The sequence below is a fragment of the Burkholderia sp. WP42 genome (genome assembly GCF_000745665.1).
Classification (GTDB): Bacteria; Pseudomonadota; Gammaproteobacteria; order Burkholderiales; family Burkholderiaceae; genus Burkholderia; species Burkholderia vietnamiensis.
The window spans coordinates 24,574-40,425 of record NZ_JQJT01000042.1 but is presented as its reverse complement, the minus strand read 5'-3'; the positions used below and the strand labels follow the sequence as shown (position 1 = coordinate 40,425).

Here is a 15,852-nt window from a genome sequence, read left to right as displayed (position 1 = left end):
CGCCCGAAAGGCGGGGGTTTTTGCATTGGCGCGGCAGAAAGAGCACTCGGCCAGTTGCATCGGCTCGAGTCGGCAGGATCGAACGAACCCGGTCGGTTTGCGATAGCTCGGTGATGTGCCCAGGACCGACTCGCTAGAAGCCACGCTGCTCACCAGGTTCACGACGAGTCGGCTCATATCCCCTGATCGTCACGCTGCCGCGGAACTGCTCATCGCCGGAACGCGCGATGCATCAAGCTGGCGATATCTGCGATGCATGTCCGGCGGCCACGCGCCAACGATCTCCTACTGGGCGCCACAGCCGCGTGTAGGCGAACCTGCCGCTGAACGCCGTGCCATCGAAATCACCGGCAAGCACGACCGTTGTCGCGGTGACGATGCCGCGTACAGGATTCCGCGCGTCCCCGGCGTCGCGATATAACGGGTGATAGCGTCGACGTAGAAGACGATGCTGCGTGTTGAGCGGAAATGGCCGCTAGATGCTCAATCACGTCGCCGACGTAAGTGCGATTCGCCGGTCTTGCGGGGCTTCACCTAGTGGCCGGTATATCCCAATATCCCAATAAAAATCTATGCGCATAAAGTCGCTGAGCGCCAGATGTCATCGGCGAGCTTCCCGCCATTCACGGTAATATCGCCGTTCGTCCGACTGCCGGCATTCGTCTGCCTGCCACTGCTCGGTGTTCCTACAACTCATTCCCGCACATTGATTCATGACCGACCGCGCCGCCGCTTCATGTCGTCGGACGACCGACTTCCTGCCTTATCTCGTCGCCGCGACGTTTTTCATGGAGTACCTCGATACGACGGTGATCGCCACCGCGCTGCCGCAGATGGCACAGTCGTTTGGCGTCGGGCCGAATGCGCTGAGTGTCGGGATGACGGCCTACATGCTGGCGCTCGCCGTGTTCATCCCGATTAGCGGCTGGATCGCGGATCGCTATGGTTCGCGTACCGTCTTCGCCACCGCGATCTTCGTCTTTTCCGGCGCATCGGTGCTGTGCGGGCTCTCCGATGGCGTGCTCACGTTCACGGCCGCGCGTCTGCTCCAGGGTGTCGGTGGGGCAATGATGGTGCCGGTCGGGCGAATGATCGTCGTGCGCAGCACGGAGAAAGCCAAACTGATGCGTGCGATCGCGACGATCACGTGGCCGGGCATCGTCGCGCCAGTCGTCGGGCCGCCGGTCGGCGGCTTCATCACCACCTACGCGTCGTGGCGCTGGATCTTCCTGTTGAACGTTCCGTTTGGCATAGCCGCGCTGGTTTGCACTTGGCTTATCGTCCGCAACACGCGTGCCGATGAGCGGCGGCCGCTCGACTGGGTCGGCTTCGTGCTGGCCGGCGCGGCGCTGACTTGTCTGTTGATCGGCACCGAAGCGGCGGGCCAGCAGGACGTCGATTTCACGCGCGCAGGTATCCTGGTCGCCGCGAGTGTGTTGTTCGGCATTGCCGCATGGTTGCATGCGCAACGATGCGCGCATCCGCTGCTCGATTTCACGACGCTGAAGGTGCCGACGTTCTCGGTCACCGTCATCACCGGATCGATCACGCGGATAGCGATCAACGCCGTGCCGTATCTGCTGCCGCTGTTGTTCCAGATCGGCTTCGGGCTGTCGCCATTCCAGTCCGGCCTGCTGTTGCTCGCCAGCGCGATCGGCAATCTCGGGATGAAGGCAGGCACGTCGTGGATACTCGATCGCTTCGGTTTCCGGCGCATCGCGCTCGTCGACGTGACGATCGTCGGCCTGTTCACGATCGCGTGCGGCTGGCTGACAGCGTCGACGCCGTTGGCCGTCACCTTGTTGGTCGTGTTCGTCTACGGGCTCACGCGATCGATGCAGTTCACGACGCTCGCGACACTCGCGTACGCGGATATTCCGGCGCGGCAAACCAGTGCGGCCAGCACGCTGTGGAGCGCCGCGCAGCAGATGACGATCGGAATGGGCATCGCATTCGGCGCGTTGTCGCTGCGGGTCGCGGCGTTGGCGCGTGACGACGCAGCCGGAGTGCATTATGTGCTCGACGATTTTCGCTGGGCGTTCATTGCGGCCGGCTTGCTCGCGCTGCTGACGTTGCCCGGCTATGCGGGACTCGCCGCCGATGCTGGCGATCGACTTCGCGCAAATGTGGCGCGCGGGTAGAGCGTCGTTCTGATCGCGGCGGTCGCGCGAAGGCCGGCGGTCAGCGATTCGTCGCCACTGCGGACTGAGTCGAGACGCCGCCCCAGCAATGAGCAGCGGACCGCGCGTATGGAGCAGCCAGTCGTCGGTTGCAGTTTACGGCGCGCGAACTCTAAATCGCGTGGCGTTGCCCGCTTATAACTTCACGCCGTCCGGGCTGCTGCCGGCGACAGGCAACCGGCGAGTGGCAACCGGCAACCCGCAACGGGCACTCGGCAAGCGGCAAGCGGCAACGGGCAAGCGGCAACGGGCAACCGGCAACCGGCAACCGGCAACCGGCAACCGGCAACCGGCAACCGGCAACCGGCAACCGGCAACCCGCAACCCGCAACCCGCAACCCGCAACGGGCACTCGGCGACCGGCGACCGGCGACCGGCAACTTCCAATCGGTAATCGGCAATTGGCCACCGCCAACCGCCAACCGCCCGCCCACGCTCCCCCAACGTGCCGAGTCCCATCTCCACCTCATCCGCGCCACCAACACCCTCACAACGCATCATGAAAGATGATGCCGACCGTATGGCGGTGACCGCTGCGAATCCTGCTCACCCCGTGGCGCAAGTTCACGCGGTAGATGCCGCGTGTTCCCTGCACGGGCCTGCCATGCACCGCGAAGACCACCGCGTCGCCTTGCATCAGCGGCACCACTTCCGCACGCGACTGCATACGCGGCCGCTGCTCCGTCAGCACGAATTCGCCGCCGGTGAAATCCCGCCCGGGCGCTGACAGCAGAATCGCCACCTGCAGCGGAAAAACGTGCTCGCCGTAGAGATCCTGATGGAGACAGTTGTAGTCGTCCGCGCCGTATTGCAGGATCAACGGCGTGGGTCGCGTCTGTCCGGCGTCGTGGCAGCGGTCGAGAAACGCCGCATGGTCGCGCGGATAGCGAACGTCGATCCGCAGCGCGTCATTCCAGCGATTGGCAATCGGCGCGAGATGCGGGTAGATCGTTGCGCGCAGCGCGTCGACGACTGCGGGCAGCGGATACGCGAAGTACTTGTATTCGCCGCACCCGAAGCCGTGACGTGCCATCAAGACACGCGAACGATAGAGCGCATCGTGCGGATAAAGCGCGCGCAGCGCATCGCATTCGCCGCGCGACAGCAGGCTCGACACGTGCGCGCAGCCGTAGCGATCGAGTTCGGCCTCGACGGTCGACCAGTCGATTGCGTCGACGCGCGCCGCGATGTCCTGCAAGTCGGCGGCAGGTTGCAGATCGGCGATATTCACGGACATCCCCCGGTTCGTTTGCGACGTCGCATCGCGCGTACCCGCGGCGTGCTTCGCAGGCATGCAGCACACGCGGGGCGTCGCGATGCATGTCGATGAACCGAGTCTAGCGACCGGCGCGCGCCGTTGCACTCCGGATGTTGCGCTTCAATTCGCGAAGCGACGGCGAGCCGCGCGACGACGGCACGCCGATTGCGGCGACGTGCCTGAGCGCAGCGACAAAGAAGAATGAACCCACTGCCGAACCCGCCGCTACCGAACCCGCCGCGGCAACCGCCCGGCCGTGAGCCGTCGCCGCCCGCTCGCCGTTATCCGCTCAAGCCAGCGCGCGGAACAACCAGTACAGCCCGCCGGCCAGCACGATCGACGCCGGCAGCGTGAGAATCCACGCGAGCACGAGGCTGCGCACGGTACTCCACTGCAGCCCCGATCCGTTCGCGGCCATCGTGCCGGCGACGCCCGACGACAGCACGTGCGTCGTCGACACCGGCAGCCCGTATGCATCGGCCGCGCCGATCGTCAGCATCGCGACGAGTTCGGCCGACGCGCCCTGGCCGTACGTCAAATGCTGCTTGCCGATCTTTTCGCCGACGGTCACGACGATCCGCTTCCACCCGACCATCGTGCCGAGACCCAGCGCAATCGCGACGGCCACCTTCACCCAGGTCGGGATGAACTTGGTCTCGTGATCGAGCTGCTTGCGGTAGTTGTCGATCGCGAGCTTGTCGTCGGCGGCAAACGCGAGCTGTCCGGACTTCTCGATCAACCGGATCGCCTCGGACACCAGGTACATCGTGTTGCGCACGTTGTCGACGTCGTTTTGCGGCACGGCCGCCATCGAGCCCGATGTGCCGACGGCGCGCGCGAGCGACGTCGACAACTGCTGCACCGCGGGCAGCACGGCCGGCGTGAGCTTGCGGTGCTGCACGAACTGCTCGACGTCGGCGCGCGGATTCGCGGACGGCGCGACGCCGTTCGAATATTTCGCGAAGGTGGACGCGGCGTGCGTCGCGACGGCGACGAAGGTCTGCGACTCGGCCGGCGTGACGGCCTTGTTCAGCGCATACGCAGTGGGTACGGTGCCGATCAGGATCAGCATGATGAGCCCCATGCCCTTCTGTCCATCGTTCGATCCGTGCGCGAACGACACGCCGGTGCAGGTCAGGATCAGCAGGCAGCGAATCCAGAACGGCGGCGGCTGATCCTTCGGCGGCTCCTGATACAGATCCGGCACGCGCACGACGGCGCGCAGCACGAGCAGCAGCAGCGCCGCGCACAGAAAGCCGACGAGCGGCGAGAACAGCAGCGACTTGCCGACGCCGAGCGCCTGCCCCCAGTCGACGCCGCTCGTGCCGTTCGGGCCGTGCATCAGCTGGTTCATCAGCCCGACCCCGATGATCGACCCGATCAGCGTATGCGAGCTCGACGACGGCAGCCCGAAATACCACGTCGCCAGGTTCCACACGATCGCGGCGATCAGCAGCGCGAACACCATCGCGAAGCCCGCGCCGCTGCCCACCTGCAGGATCAGCTCGACGGGCAGCAATTGCAGGATGCCGAACGCGACGGCGCCGCTCGATACCATCACGCCGAGGAAGTTCCACATGCCCGACCAGATCACCGCGACGTTCGGCGTCAGCGAATGGGTGTAGATCACGGTCGCCACCGCGTTCGCGGTGTCGTGGAAGCCATTGACGAACTCGAAGCCGAGCGCGATCAGCAGCGCGGCGCCGAGCATCAGGTATGGAAACAGCGACCCTTCGCGCACCGGCGCAAGATCGGCGATCAGATGGGTGGCGATATAGACGGCACCGACCGACAGCACCAGCAGGAACACGGCATAGCCGGCACGTCGGGCGCGTTCGGTGGAACCGGGATGGTGTGCGGCGGGCGAAGCAGGTTGATTCATGGCGGCATCTCGCAGTGGAACCGCGTCCGATCCTAGCTTCGGCTGTCCGTCAGTTTGATGACAGTACGGACCGCGAAACGCCGTTGTTCACGCCGTCGTCCATATAGTGAGCACGCTCATGCATCCGGGCCGCTTCGCGCCTTGCGCGCGTACGTGCGCCTATCGCAGCATGCGCGGCGCGTCCGACGCCGAGTCGCGCGCGAGCGCGAGAAATGCGGACAGGTAATCGATCGACGCGTCGGCGTCGCGGATGCCGAGAAAGATCTGTTTCGCGATGCCTTGCTTGCCGAGCCTGACCGGCACGACCGGCATGCGGTCCGCGTATTCGTCGGCGAGCCACTTCGGCAATGCGGCCACGCCGCGTCCGCTCGCGACCATCTGCAGCATGATGTCGGTCGTCTCGATCGACTTGTGGCGCCGCGGCACGATGGCGGCCGGCGTCAGGAACTGGTTGTAGATGTCGAGCCGGTCGGTCTCGACCGGGTACGTGATCAGCACCTCGTCGGCCAGTTGCTCGGGCGTGACGTAGTCGGCGTTCGCGAGCCGGTGCGCGTCGGCGACCACCAGCACCTGCTCGTAGTCGAACACCGGATCGAAGCGCAGGCCCGGCTTGTTCAGCGGGTCGGGCGTCACGAGCACGTCGATGTCATGGCCGAGCAGCGCGCCGATCCCGCCGAACTGAAAGCGCTGCTTCACGTCGACGTCGACGTCCGGCCAGCGCGCCAGATACGGCGACACCACCTTCAGCAGCCACTGGTAGCACGGATGGCATTCCATCCCGATGCGCAGCGTGCCGCGCTCGCCCTTCGCGTACTGCTTCATCCGCTCCTCGGCGAGCTCGAACTGCGGCAGCAGCCGGTTCGCGAGCTTCAGCAGATATTGCCCGCCCTGCGTGAGCCGCAGGCCACGTCCTTCCCGATCCCAGATCGGCGTGCCGAGCTGCTGCTCGATTTTCCGCACGGTATGGCTGAGCGCCGACTGCGTGAGGTGCAGCGCGTTGGCAGCCGCAGTCAGCGAGCCCTGGCGCTCGACTTCGCGGATCACGACGAGATGGAATCGCTCGAGCATCAATACATGAACAAAGTTAATGGATGAATGAAATAATGCCATTTTATTTCATGGGGCGAAATCCCTATGATGGCTGCTGAATCTTCTATTACTTCTGGACGGCGGCTTCATGGTCAAGACCCACAACCTCGGTTTCCCGCGCATCGGCGCACAGCGCGAACTCAAATTCGGCCTCGAACGCTACTGGAACGGCGACGCCACGCGCGACGAGCTGACGGCCCTCGGCGCCGCGCTGCGCCGGCGCCACTGGAGCGACCAGCACGACCTCGATCTCGCGCCGCTCGGCGATTTCGCGTTCTACGACCACGTGCTCGACATGAGCTTCACGCTCGGCAATCTGCCGAAGCGCGTGCAGGACTTTCACGGCGACGCGCTCGACAACTATTTCCGCGTGGCGCGCGGCCGTTCCGCGCATTCGGCGCACGAGCATGCGAGCTGCTGCGGTGGCGTGGCGGCCGGCGAGATGACGAAGTGGTTCGACACCAACTATCACTACATCGTGCCGGAGTTCCACGCCGACACGAACTTCTCGCTCGACCCGTCGCGACTGCTGCAGCAACTGGCCGAGGCGAACGCGCAGCGCGTAAACGCAAAGCCGGTGATACTCGGCCCCGTCACGTATCTGTGGCTCGGCAAGGCCAAGGACGATTCCGACCGGCTCGCGCTGCTGCCGAAACTGCTGCCGGTGTACGGCGCGCTGCTCGATACGTTGACCGCGCAGGGCGTCGAATGGGTGCAGATCGACGAACCGATCCTCGTCACCGAGCTCGACGCCGACTGGCGGCGTGCGTTGCGCACGGCATACGAGGCGCTCGAGACGCGTCGCATCAAGCTGCTGCTCGCGACGTACTTCGGCCCGCTTCAGGACAATCTCGAGCTTGCGGTTTCGCTGCCGGTCGATGGACTGCACATCGACGCCGTCAATGCGCGCGACGAAGTCGACGTGCTGGCGCGCGCGCTGCCGCCCACACGCGTGCTGTCGGTCGGTGCGATCGACGGCCGCAACATCTGGCGGACCGACCTGAACGCGGCGCTCGACTGGCTCGAGCCGCTCGCGCGGCAGCTGGGCGAGCGACTGTGGCTGGCGCCGTCGTGTTCGCTGCTGCACGTGCCGGTCGATCTCGCGAGCGAGCAGAAGCTCGACGCCGAGATCCGCTCATGGCTCGCGTTCGCGCTGCAGAAGCTCGCCGAACTGAAGCTGCTCGCGACCGCGCTGAACCAAGGGCGCGACACGGTGGCCGACGCCCTCGCTGAGAATGCGGCCGCGATCGAGTCGCGGCGCCGCTCGCCGCGCGTGCACAACCCGGCGGTGAAGGCTGCCGTCGCGCGCATCGACGCGCGGCTCGGCAACCGTGCGAGCGCCTATCCGCAACGCGCGGCCGCGCAGTCGGCACGCCTGAAGCTGCCGCTGTTCCCGACCACGACGATCGGCTCGTTCCCGCAGACTGCGGAGATCCGCGACGCGCGCCGCCGCTTCAAGGCCGGCGAGCTCGACGAAGCCGGCTACCGCCACGCGATGCACGCGGAGATCGAACGCAGCGTGCGCGAACAGGAAACGCTGCAGCTCGACGTGCTGGTGCACGGCGAAGCCGAGCGCAACGACATGGTCGAATATTTCGGCGAGCAGCTGGATGGCTACGCGTTCAGCCAGTTCGGCTGGGTGCAGTCGTACGGATCGCGCTGCGTGAAGCCGCCGATCCTGTTCGGCGACATCAGCCGACCGAGCGCGATGACGGTCGAGTGGATCGCCTACGCGCAGTCGCTGACGAGCAAGCCGATGAAAGGCATGCTGACCGGGCCGGTGACGATCCTGAACTGGTCGTTCGTGCGCGACGACCAGCCGCGTTCGGTGTCGTGCTACCAGCTCGCGCTGGCGATCCGCGACGAAGTGCTCGATCTCGAGCGGGCCGGGGTGCGCGTGATCCAGATCGACGAGGCCGCGCTGCGCGAGGGGCTGCCGCTGCGTCGTGCGCAATGGCCGGCCTACCTGAAGTGGGCGATCGACGCGTTCCGGATCGCCGCGAACGGCGTGCGCGACGACACGCAGATCCACACGCACATGTGCTATTCGGAATTCAACGACATCATCGCGTCGATCGCCGAGATGGACGCGGACGTGATCACGATCGAGACGTCGCGCTCGGACATGGAGCTGCTCGACGCGTTCGACGGCTTCCGGTATCCGAATGAAATCGGGCCGGGCGTGTACGACATCCATTCGCCGAACATCCCGACGCAGGAGCACATCGTCGGCCTGATGAGGAAAGCCGCCGAGCGGATTCCGGCGCATCGGCTGTGGGTGAACCCGGACTGCGGGCTGAAGACGCGCCGCTGGGCGGAAGTGCTGCCGGCGCTGACGAACATGGTCGCCGCGGCGAAGACGTTGCGCAGCGAGCTGCGCAACGGGCTCTGACAAAGCGTTCCGATAACCCGCCGGCTCCGCGCTCGCGCAACCAGCGCGTGCGCGGAAGCTCCCGGCGCAGCGCCGCCCCGGAACCCGCCCTATGCCGCACCGCGATCAGTCGCGATACGCGACGCCGGGCAGCACGCACAGCAACTCGTACGCGAGGTTCGCGCCGAGCAGCGCGGTGGTGCCGAACGGGTCGTACGGCGGCGCGACTTCGACGAGATCGCAGCCGACGATGTTCAGCCCCTTCGCGCCGCGAATGATCTCGAGCGCCTGCGGCACCGTGAGGCCCGCGATTTCCGGCGTGCCGGTGCCGGGCGCGTAGGCGGGGTCGATGCCGTCGATGTCGAAGCTGATGTAGACGGGCGTGTCGCCGACGCGCGCGCGCACTTCCTCCATCAGCGGCACGAGCGACTGGTTCCAGCACGCCTCGGCCTGCACGACGCGAAAGCCCTGGTCGCGGCACCAGTCGAAATCCTCGGCCGCATAGCCGGTGCCGCGCAGGCCGATCTGCGTGACCTTGTCGCCGTGCAGCAGACCTTCTTCGACCGCGCGGCGAAACGGCGTGCCGTGCGCGATCTTCTCGCCCATCATCGTGTCGTTCACGTCGGCGTGTGCATCGACGTGGATCAATGCAACCTTGCCGTGCTTGCGATGGATCGCGCGCAGGATCGGCAGCGCGATCGTGTGGTCGCCGCCGAGCGTGATCGGCTTGCAGTCGTGCGCGAGGATCGCGTCGTACGCGGCCTCGATGCGGGCGATCGAATCGTGCAGGTTGTACGGATTGATCGCGACGTCGCCGATGTCGGCGACCTGCAGCGAATCGAACGGCGCCGCCCGCGTGGCCATGTTGTACGGGCGCAGCAGCACCGACTCCGTGCGGATCTGGCGCGGGCCGAAGCGCGCGCCGGTACGGTTCGACGTGCCGAGATCGAACGGCACGCCGACGAAACAAGCGTCGAGCCCTGCGGCGCTCGCGACGTGCGGCAGGCGCATCATCGTTGCGATGCCGCCGCTGCGCGGCATTTCGTTGCCGCCGAGCGGCTGGAAATGGAGAGGGTCGTTCATGGGCTGTTCTCTGTCGATATGGGGTTGCCGTATCATTCGACGCGGCCTGGCGCATAGTTTTGCGCGCCGCGCGCGAAAGAAGAATGCGAACATGTCGACGTAAACATCGACGTCCATCGATGTATCGGAGGGGAATAGCGTGCTCGGGAATCTGTCGACGCTCGATTTGCGGCTGATCCGCGTGTTTCTCGCGGTGACCGATGCGGGCGGCGTGTCGGCCGCGCAGACGATGCTCAACGTCGGCCAGTCGACGATCAGCGCGCAGTTGTCGTCGCTCGAGACGCGCCTCGGCTACCGGCTCTGCGAGCGCGGCCGCAGCGGCTTCCGGCTCACGCCGAAGGGCGAGCGGTTCCATGCGATGAGCCGCAAGCTGCTCGCCGCGCTCGACGAGTTCGGGATGGCGGCGCGTCACATGGACCGCCAGCTGGTCGGCACGCTGAACATCGGCTTGATCGGCCATACGCCGGTGAGCCAGAACGCGCGGATCGCCGAGGCGATCGCCGCGTTCCGCACGCGCGACGAAGCCGTGCGCTTTGCGATTTCGGTGCGCACGCCGGGCGATCTCGAGGAGAAGCTGCTGAGCAACGAGATTCAGATCGCGGTCGGCTACTTCTGGCACCGCGTACCGTCGCTGCACTACACGCCGCTGTTCGTCGAACACCAGATCGCGTATTGCGGGCGCGGCCATCCGCTGTTCGAGCGCGCCGGCCAGCTGACCCCGGCCGACGTCGCGGAATTCGAATGGGCGTGGCGCTCGTATCCGCTGCCGGAGGCCCATATGTCGACGACGCCCGATCGCGTGACCGCCACCGCCGACAACATGGAGGCCGTCGCGCTGCTGATCCTGTCCGGCCATCACCTCGGCTACCTGCCGCAGCACTTCGCGGCGCCGTACGTCGCGCAGGGGCTGCTCGCGCCGCTCAACCCCGAGCAGTTGCGCTACGACGTGACGTTCCACATGGTCGTCGCGCGCGACGCGCGCGGCGATCCGCTCGTCGCCGCGTTTCTCGAAGACCTCGAGCGCGCGCACCAGCCGGGCGATGCCGGATGACGGTGATCTTCCCGATCACCTGGGCCCGTGTCGTGCCGGCGCGCCCGGTCGCTCGCATCAAGGCACCGGCAAACCCGCGTCGTGCTTCACTTCCCGCAGCGACAGCGCCGATTCGATCGACGTGACGCCCGGCAGCGTGCGCAGCGAATCGCGCAGGAACGTGCCGTAGTCGTCGAGATCGCGCGCGACCACCTGCAGCAGATAGTCGGCCGTGCCCGCGACGTTGTGGCACGCGAGGATGCGCTCGATGCCGAGCACTTCCCGCTCGAACCGGTCGGCGACCTTGCGGTCGTGCGTCGCGAACCGCACGAGCACGAACGCGACGACGCCGAAGCCGAGCGCCTGTCGCGACAGCTGCGCGCGGTAGCGCTCGATGTAGCCGTCGTTTTCGAGGCGCTTCAGACGCCGCGCGCACGGCGTTTCGGACAGCCCGACGGCGTCGGCGAGGCGCGCGATCGGCAGCCGGCCGTCGCGCTGCACGGCCGCGAGGATCGCGCGGTCGGTTTTGTCGAGTTCGGTCATGGTGGCGGAATCCGTTTGTAGATCGGCCAATTGTGGGGGATTCCGCCGCGAAGCGGCAATACGGAACGAAAGATGGCCAATAAGCGCTCCGCCTTCGACGGCAACATATCGTCATCGAAGGACGAGCCCGACCATGATTTCCACGCATTTGCTATTGATCTATCTCGCCGCGCTGGCGGCCATTTACGCGGTTCCGGGGCCCGACATGGCGCTCGTGCTGCAGACCAGCATCGGCCGCGGCGTGCGGCCGGGCCTCGCGGCGGCCGCCGGCCTGTCGCTGTCGCGTGCGGTGCACGTGACGCTGTCCGCGTGCGGCGTCGCGGCGCTGATTCGGAGCGCGCCGTGGCTGTATGAAGTGATCCGCTACGGCGGCGCGCTGTATCTCGCGTATGTCGCGATCCAGGTGTTCCGCTCGCCGGTATTCGCGCTCGGCGACGCCGAAGCGGCCGCCGCGAGCGCGCTGCGCCAGTCGTTCTTCAAGGGACTGCTGACGAACCTGCTGAACCCGAAGGCGCTGTTGTTCTGCTCGGTGCTGCTGCCGCAGTTCGTGCGCACCGACGCCGGGCCGGTCGTGTGGCAGATGTTCGAGCTCGGCGCGCTGCTCGTCGCGGCCGGCGTGTGCTTCGATCTCGCCTGCGTGTTCGGCGCGTCGCGCATCGCCGCGTGGATGCGCGCGCACCCGCTCGCGCAGACGGTGCAGCGCTGGACCTTCTCGGCCGCGCTGATCGGCTTCGCGCTGCGCCTGTCGATGGACTGAGCGGCGCCGTCGCAGGCTGGCCGCGCCGCTCGACGGGCAGCGTGGTGCGATGCGTCATCGAACGCGCGCCGTGCGCGCGGCCGGCCGGCCAAGCGCTGCGCGGCCCGCCTGGCGCCGCGCGCAAATCCTCTGACTGTTCTAAACTTCCTTGAACTTCGCCGCGCGGCGAACCGACTGACCGAACGGAACCGTCTTCCGCTGGCCCTGTCCAGATTTCCTGGCTGTTCCGTGCAACGCGGTACATAGGAGGGTCTGAACATGGCAAGGCATCTTCAAGCCGACCGTGAACCCCGCATCGTCGCCGAGTCGACATGCCTCGGCCAGTGCGATCCGGCAGAACGCATCCACGTCACGATCATGTTGCGGCGGCGGGAAGAAGGGCAACTCGATGCATTGGTTCACCAGCTCGCGGCCGGCGACGCGAGCGCCAAACCGCTGTCGCGCGATGCATTCGCGCAGCGTTTCTCCGCCGATCCCGACGACATCCGCAAGACCGAGGAATTCGCGCACCGTCATCAGCTGACGGTCGATCGCGTCGATCCGGTCGAAAGCGTCGTCGTGCTGTCCGGCACGATCCAGCAGTTCGAAGCGGCGTTCAGCGTGAAGCTCGAGCGGTTCGAGCATCGCGCGATCGGCCAGTATCGCGGCCGCACGGGCCCGATCGCGCTGCCGGACGAGCTTGGCGATGCCGTCACGGCGGTGCTCGGCCTCGACAGCCGTCCGCAGGCACGGCCGCACTTCCGGCTGCGTCCGCCGTTCAAACCCGCGCGCGGCGCCGCGGTCACCTTTACCCCGGTGCAGCTCGCGTCGCTGTACGGCTTTCCGGCCGGCGACGGCGCCGGCCAGTGCATCGCGATCGTCGAGCTGGGCGGCGGCTATCGCGCGGCCGACATCGCGCAGTATTTCCGCGGGCTCGGCATCGACAAGCCGCCGACGCTCGTCGACGTGAACGTCGGCACCGGCCGCAACGCGCCGACCGGCGAGGCAAGCGGCCCCGACGGCGAGGTCGCGCTCGACATCGAAATCGCCGGCGCGATCGCGCCGGCCGCGAAGATCGCCGTCTACTTCGCGCCGAACAGCGACGCGGGCTTCATTCAGGCGGTCAACGCGGCCGTCACCGACAAGACCAATCGGCCGTCGGTCATCTCGATCAGCTGGGGCGGCCCGGAAGCGATCTGGCAGGCGCAATCGGCGCACGCGTTCAACCGCGTGCTGCAGGCCGCCGCCGCGCAAGGGATCACGGTGTGCGCGGCATCGGGCGACAGCGGCTCCGGCGACGGGCTGCAGGACGGCGCCGACCACGTCGATTTCCCCGCGTCGAGCCCGTACGTGCTCGGCTGCGGCGGCACGCAGCTCGATGCGCTACCGGGGCAGGGCATCCGCAGCGAGGTCGCGTGGAACGACGAGTCGGCCGGCGGCGGCGCGGGTGGCGGTGGCGTCAGCACGATGTTCGACGTGCCGACCTGGCAGCAGGGGCTCAACGTCGCGCGCGTCGACGGCGGCCGCGCGCCGCTTGCGAAGCGCGGCGTGCCGGACGTCGCCGGCGATGCGTCGCCGCAGACGGGCTACGAGGTGGCGGTGGCCGGCACGCCCGCGGTAATGGGCGGCACGAGCGCGGTCGCGCCGTTGTGGGCCGCGCTGATCGCGCGGATCAACGCGGCGTCCGGCACGTCGGCCGGCTGGATCAATCCGGTGCTGTACAAGCATCCGGACGCGTTGCGCGACATCACGAAGGGCTCGAACGGCACGTATGCGGCCGCACCGGGCTGGGATGCGTGCACGGGCCTCGGCAGCCCCGACGGCGCGAAGCTCGCCGCGCTCCTCGCGCGCAAGCCGTCGAGCTGACGCATCGGCATTGCCTTTCCTTCCGACGCGGGTCGTCTGCCCGCGTCTTTTTTCACCTCCAGGAGCAGCACGATGGGCATCGATTCCGCATCTTCCGGCGGCGTGTATCCGCTGCATCACGGCGACCACAACTCACATGGCGTGCCGCCGAGCGTCGCGCCGGTCGCGCTCGCCCGCGGCCGCGACCAGCCGTTCTTCGATCCGGTCGCGTACGGCAACGGCCCCGACGATTCGGTGACCGACACGACCGAAGCCGCCGCCATCACGCACCATACGATCCTGCTCGACGGCAAGCGCATCGCGTACACGGCGACCGTCGGCCACCTCGTGACGGTGGACCCGAGCAGCTCGCAGCCGGCCGCGAAGATCTTCTACGTCGCGTTCACCGCCGACGAGGCGAAGGAGGAGACCCGCCCCGTCACGTTCTTCTACAACGGCGGGCCGGGTTCGTCGTCGGTGTTCGTGCTGCTCGGCTCGTTCGCGCCGAAGCGCATCAAGACGTCGATGCCGGGCTTCACGCCGCCCGCGCCGTACCAGATCGAGGACAACCCGGACAGCATGCTCGACCATAGCGACCTGGTGTTCATCAACCCGGTCGGCACCGGCTATTCCGCGGCCGTCGCGCCGAACAAGAACCGCAATTTCTGGGGCGTCGACCAGGACGCGGACTCGCTGAAGCAGTTCATCAAGCGCTATCTGACGAAGAACAACCGGTGGAATTCGCCGAAGTATCTGTTCGGCGAGTCGTACGGCACCGCGCGCAGCTGCGTGCTCGCCTACAAGCTGCACGAGGACGGCGTCGACCTGAACGGCATCACGCTGCAGTCGTCGATCCTCGACTACCGGCAGGCCGGCAACCCCGTCGGCGCGCTGCCGACCGCGGCCGCCGACGCGTGGTATCACAAGAAGCTCGGCATCGAGCCGGCGCCGGCCGATCTCGGCGCGTTCGTCGAGGAGGTCGCGCAGTTCGCGCGCACCGACTACCTGAGCGCGTTGCGCAACGTGCCGCATGCGGACGCCGCCGTGGTGCAGAAGCTGTCCGACTACACGGGCATCGATACCGCGACGCTGCAGGCGTGGGGGCTCGACATCGCCGGCTACGACGCGCGCGGCAACTCGGTGTTCCTGACGACGCTGCTGCATGCGCGCGGGCTCGCGCTCGGTTCGTACGACGGCCGTGTGACCGGGATTTCGTCGGGCATCGCCGGCAAGATCGATCCGAACTCGGGCGGCAACGATCCGACCATGACCGCCGTGACGGGCGTCTATACGGCGATGTGGAACAGCTATCTGAACGAGCAGCTGAAGTTCACGTCGACCTCGGCGTTCACGGACCTGAACGACCAGGCGTTCCGCAACTGGGACTTCGGCCACATCGACCCGACCGGCGCGCAGCAGGGCACCGATGCGAACGGCAACGTGATCCTCTACACGGCCGGCGATCTTGCCGCGGTGATGGCGCTGAACGTCGACCTGAAGGTGCTGTCGGCGAACGGCCTGTACGATTTCGTCACGCCGTTCTACCAGACCGTGATCGACCTGCAGCAGATGCCGCTCGAGGATCAGAAGGTGCGGCAGAACCTGTCCGCGCGCTTCTATCCGTCCGGGCACATGGTGTATCTCGACGGCGGTTCGCGTACCGCGCTCAAGCGCGATCTCGCGACGATGTACGACGCGACCGTCAGCGATACCGGCGCGCGGATGCGGATCCGCGCACTGCAGGCGAAGAAGGGCGGCGGGCGCGCGTAGCGTCGCCGGGCGCGCGCGCCGCGCGTGGTGTGCATGGTGTGCGTGGCGCGTGCGGGGCGCGCGGC

Annotated in this window: 11 protein-coding genes; 6 read left to right on the top strand and 5 right to left on the bottom strand. The window is 67.0% G+C overall.

The features are described from left to right. Window positions 1–713 precede the first annotated feature (713 nt). Window positions 714–2,141, top strand: a complete 1,428-nt coding sequence (locus tag EX20_RS21950) for a DHA2 family efflux MFS transporter permease subunit (RefSeq protein WP_034194757.1) — start codon at window positions 714–716, stop codon at window positions 2,139–2,141. Window positions 2,142–2,667: 526 nt separating this feature from the next. On the opposite strand, the gene EX20_RS21945 is transcribed toward EX20_RS21950, so the two are convergent. The 3 genes from EX20_RS21945 to EX20_RS21935 all read right to left on the bottom strand — a co-directional run bounded on the left by EX20_RS21945 (window position 2,668) and on the right by EX20_RS21935 (window position 6,388). Further along, window positions 2,668–3,411 carry a 2OG-Fe(II) oxygenase gene (locus EX20_RS21945; protein WP_034194759.1) on the bottom strand — a complete coding sequence of 248 codons (744 nt, stop codon included), beginning with the start codon at window positions 3,409–3,411 and terminating at the stop codon, window positions 2,668–2,670. A gap of 316 nt (window positions 3,412–3,727) precedes the next feature. Continuing rightward, the gene (locus tag EX20_RS21940) at window positions 3,728–5,320 is read right to left on the bottom strand and encodes an inorganic phosphate transporter (RefSeq protein ID WP_034194756.1); all 1,593 of its coding nucleotides are present in this window, start codon (window positions 5,318–5,320) and stop codon (window positions 3,728–3,730) included. 159 nt (window positions 5,321–5,479) lie between these two features. After that, window positions 5,480–6,388, bottom strand: a complete 909-nt coding sequence (locus tag EX20_RS21935; RefSeq protein ID WP_034194758.1) for a LysR family transcriptional regulator — start codon at window positions 6,386–6,388, stop codon at window positions 5,480–5,482. A gap of 109 nt (window positions 6,389–6,497) precedes the next feature. Between EX20_RS21935 and metE the strand changes: the two genes are divergently transcribed. Then, window positions 6,498–8,801 (top strand): 5-methyltetrahydropteroyltriglutamate--homocysteine S-methyltransferase, encoded by a 2,304-nt coding sequence (gene metE / locus EX20_RS21930; protein WP_034194755.1) that lies wholly within the window; start codon window positions 6,498–6,500, stop codon window positions 8,799–8,801. Between the two features lie 105 nt (window positions 8,802–8,906). Here the strand turns inward: metE and speB are convergent, their stop codons facing one another. Continuing rightward, on the bottom strand, window positions 8,907–9,863 hold the full coding sequence (speB, locus tag EX20_RS21925; RefSeq protein ID WP_034194754.1) for an agmatinase: 957 nt from the start codon (window positions 9,861–9,863) through the stop codon (window positions 8,907–8,909). A gap of 139 nt (window positions 9,864–10,002) precedes the next feature. On the opposite strand from speB, the gene EX20_RS21920 reads away from it, so the two are divergent. Continuing rightward, window positions 10,003–10,914: a LysR family transcriptional regulator gene (locus tag EX20_RS21920; RefSeq protein ID WP_011880883.1), complete on the top strand. Its 912-nt coding sequence runs from the start codon at window positions 10,003–10,005 to the stop codon at window positions 10,912–10,914. A 57-nt stretch (window positions 10,915–10,971) separates the two neighbouring features. Here the strand turns inward: EX20_RS21920 and EX20_RS21915 are convergent, their stop codons facing one another. Continuing rightward, window positions 10,972–11,436, bottom strand: coding sequence for an Lrp/AsnC family transcriptional regulator (locus EX20_RS21915; RefSeq protein WP_011880882.1), 465 nt, complete (start codon window positions 11,434–11,436; stop codon window positions 10,972–10,974). Window positions 11,437–11,569: 133 nt separating this feature from the next. On the opposite strand from EX20_RS21915, the gene EX20_RS21910 reads away from it, so the two are divergent. The 3 genes from EX20_RS21910 (at window position 11,570) to EX20_RS21900 (ending at window position 15,787) form a co-directional block, all read left to right on the top strand. After that, a complete protein-coding gene (locus EX20_RS21910) occupies window positions 11,570–12,193 on the top strand; it encodes a LysE family translocator (protein WP_011880881.1) in 624 nt (207 codons plus the stop codon). 258 nt (window positions 12,194–12,451) lie between these two features. Further along, window positions 12,452–14,038: a S53 family peptidase gene (locus tag EX20_RS21905; RefSeq protein WP_011880880.1), complete on the top strand. Its 1,587-nt coding sequence runs from the start codon at window positions 12,452–12,454 to the stop codon at window positions 14,036–14,038. A 72-nt stretch (window positions 14,039–14,110) separates the two neighbouring features. Further along, a complete protein-coding gene (locus EX20_RS21900) occupies window positions 14,111–15,787 on the top strand; it encodes a S10 family peptidase (protein WP_034194753.1) in 1,677 nt (558 codons plus the stop codon). Window positions 15,788–15,852 lie beyond the last annotated feature (65 nt).

Bases quoted from the DNA above. Each gene is read 5' to 3' on its own strand.
- EX20_RS21950 (WP_034194757.1), top strand. From the start codon at position 714: ATGACCGACCGCGCCGCCGCTTCATGTCGTCGGACGACCGACTTCCTG.
- EX20_RS21940 (WP_034194756.1), bottom strand. From the start codon at position 5,320: ATGAATCAACCTGCTTCGCCCGCCGCACACCATCCCGGTTCCACCGAA.
- EX20_RS21935 (WP_034194758.1), bottom strand. From the start codon at position 6,388: ATGCTCGAGCGATTCCATCTCGTCGTGATCCGCGAAGTCGAGCGCCAG.
- metE (WP_034194755.1), top strand. From the start codon at position 6,498: ATGGTCAAGACCCACAACCTCGGTTTCCCGCGCATCGGCGCACAGCGC.
- speB (WP_034194754.1), bottom strand. From the start codon at position 9,863: ATGAACGACCCTCTCCATTTCCAGCCGCTCGGCGGCAACGAAATGCCG.
- EX20_RS21915 (WP_011880882.1), bottom strand. From the start codon at position 11,436: ATGACCGAACTCGACAAAACCGACCGCGCGATCCTCGCGGCCGTGCAG.
- EX20_RS21910 (WP_011880881.1), top strand. From the start codon at position 11,570: ATGATTTCCACGCATTTGCTATTGATCTATCTCGCCGCGCTGGCGGCC.
- EX20_RS21905 (WP_011880880.1), top strand. From the start codon at position 12,452: ATGGCAAGGCATCTTCAAGCCGACCGTGAACCCCGCATCGTCGCCGAG.
- EX20_RS21900 (WP_034194753.1), top strand. From the start codon at position 14,111: ATGGGCATCGATTCCGCATCTTCCGGCGGCGTGTATCCGCTGCATCAC.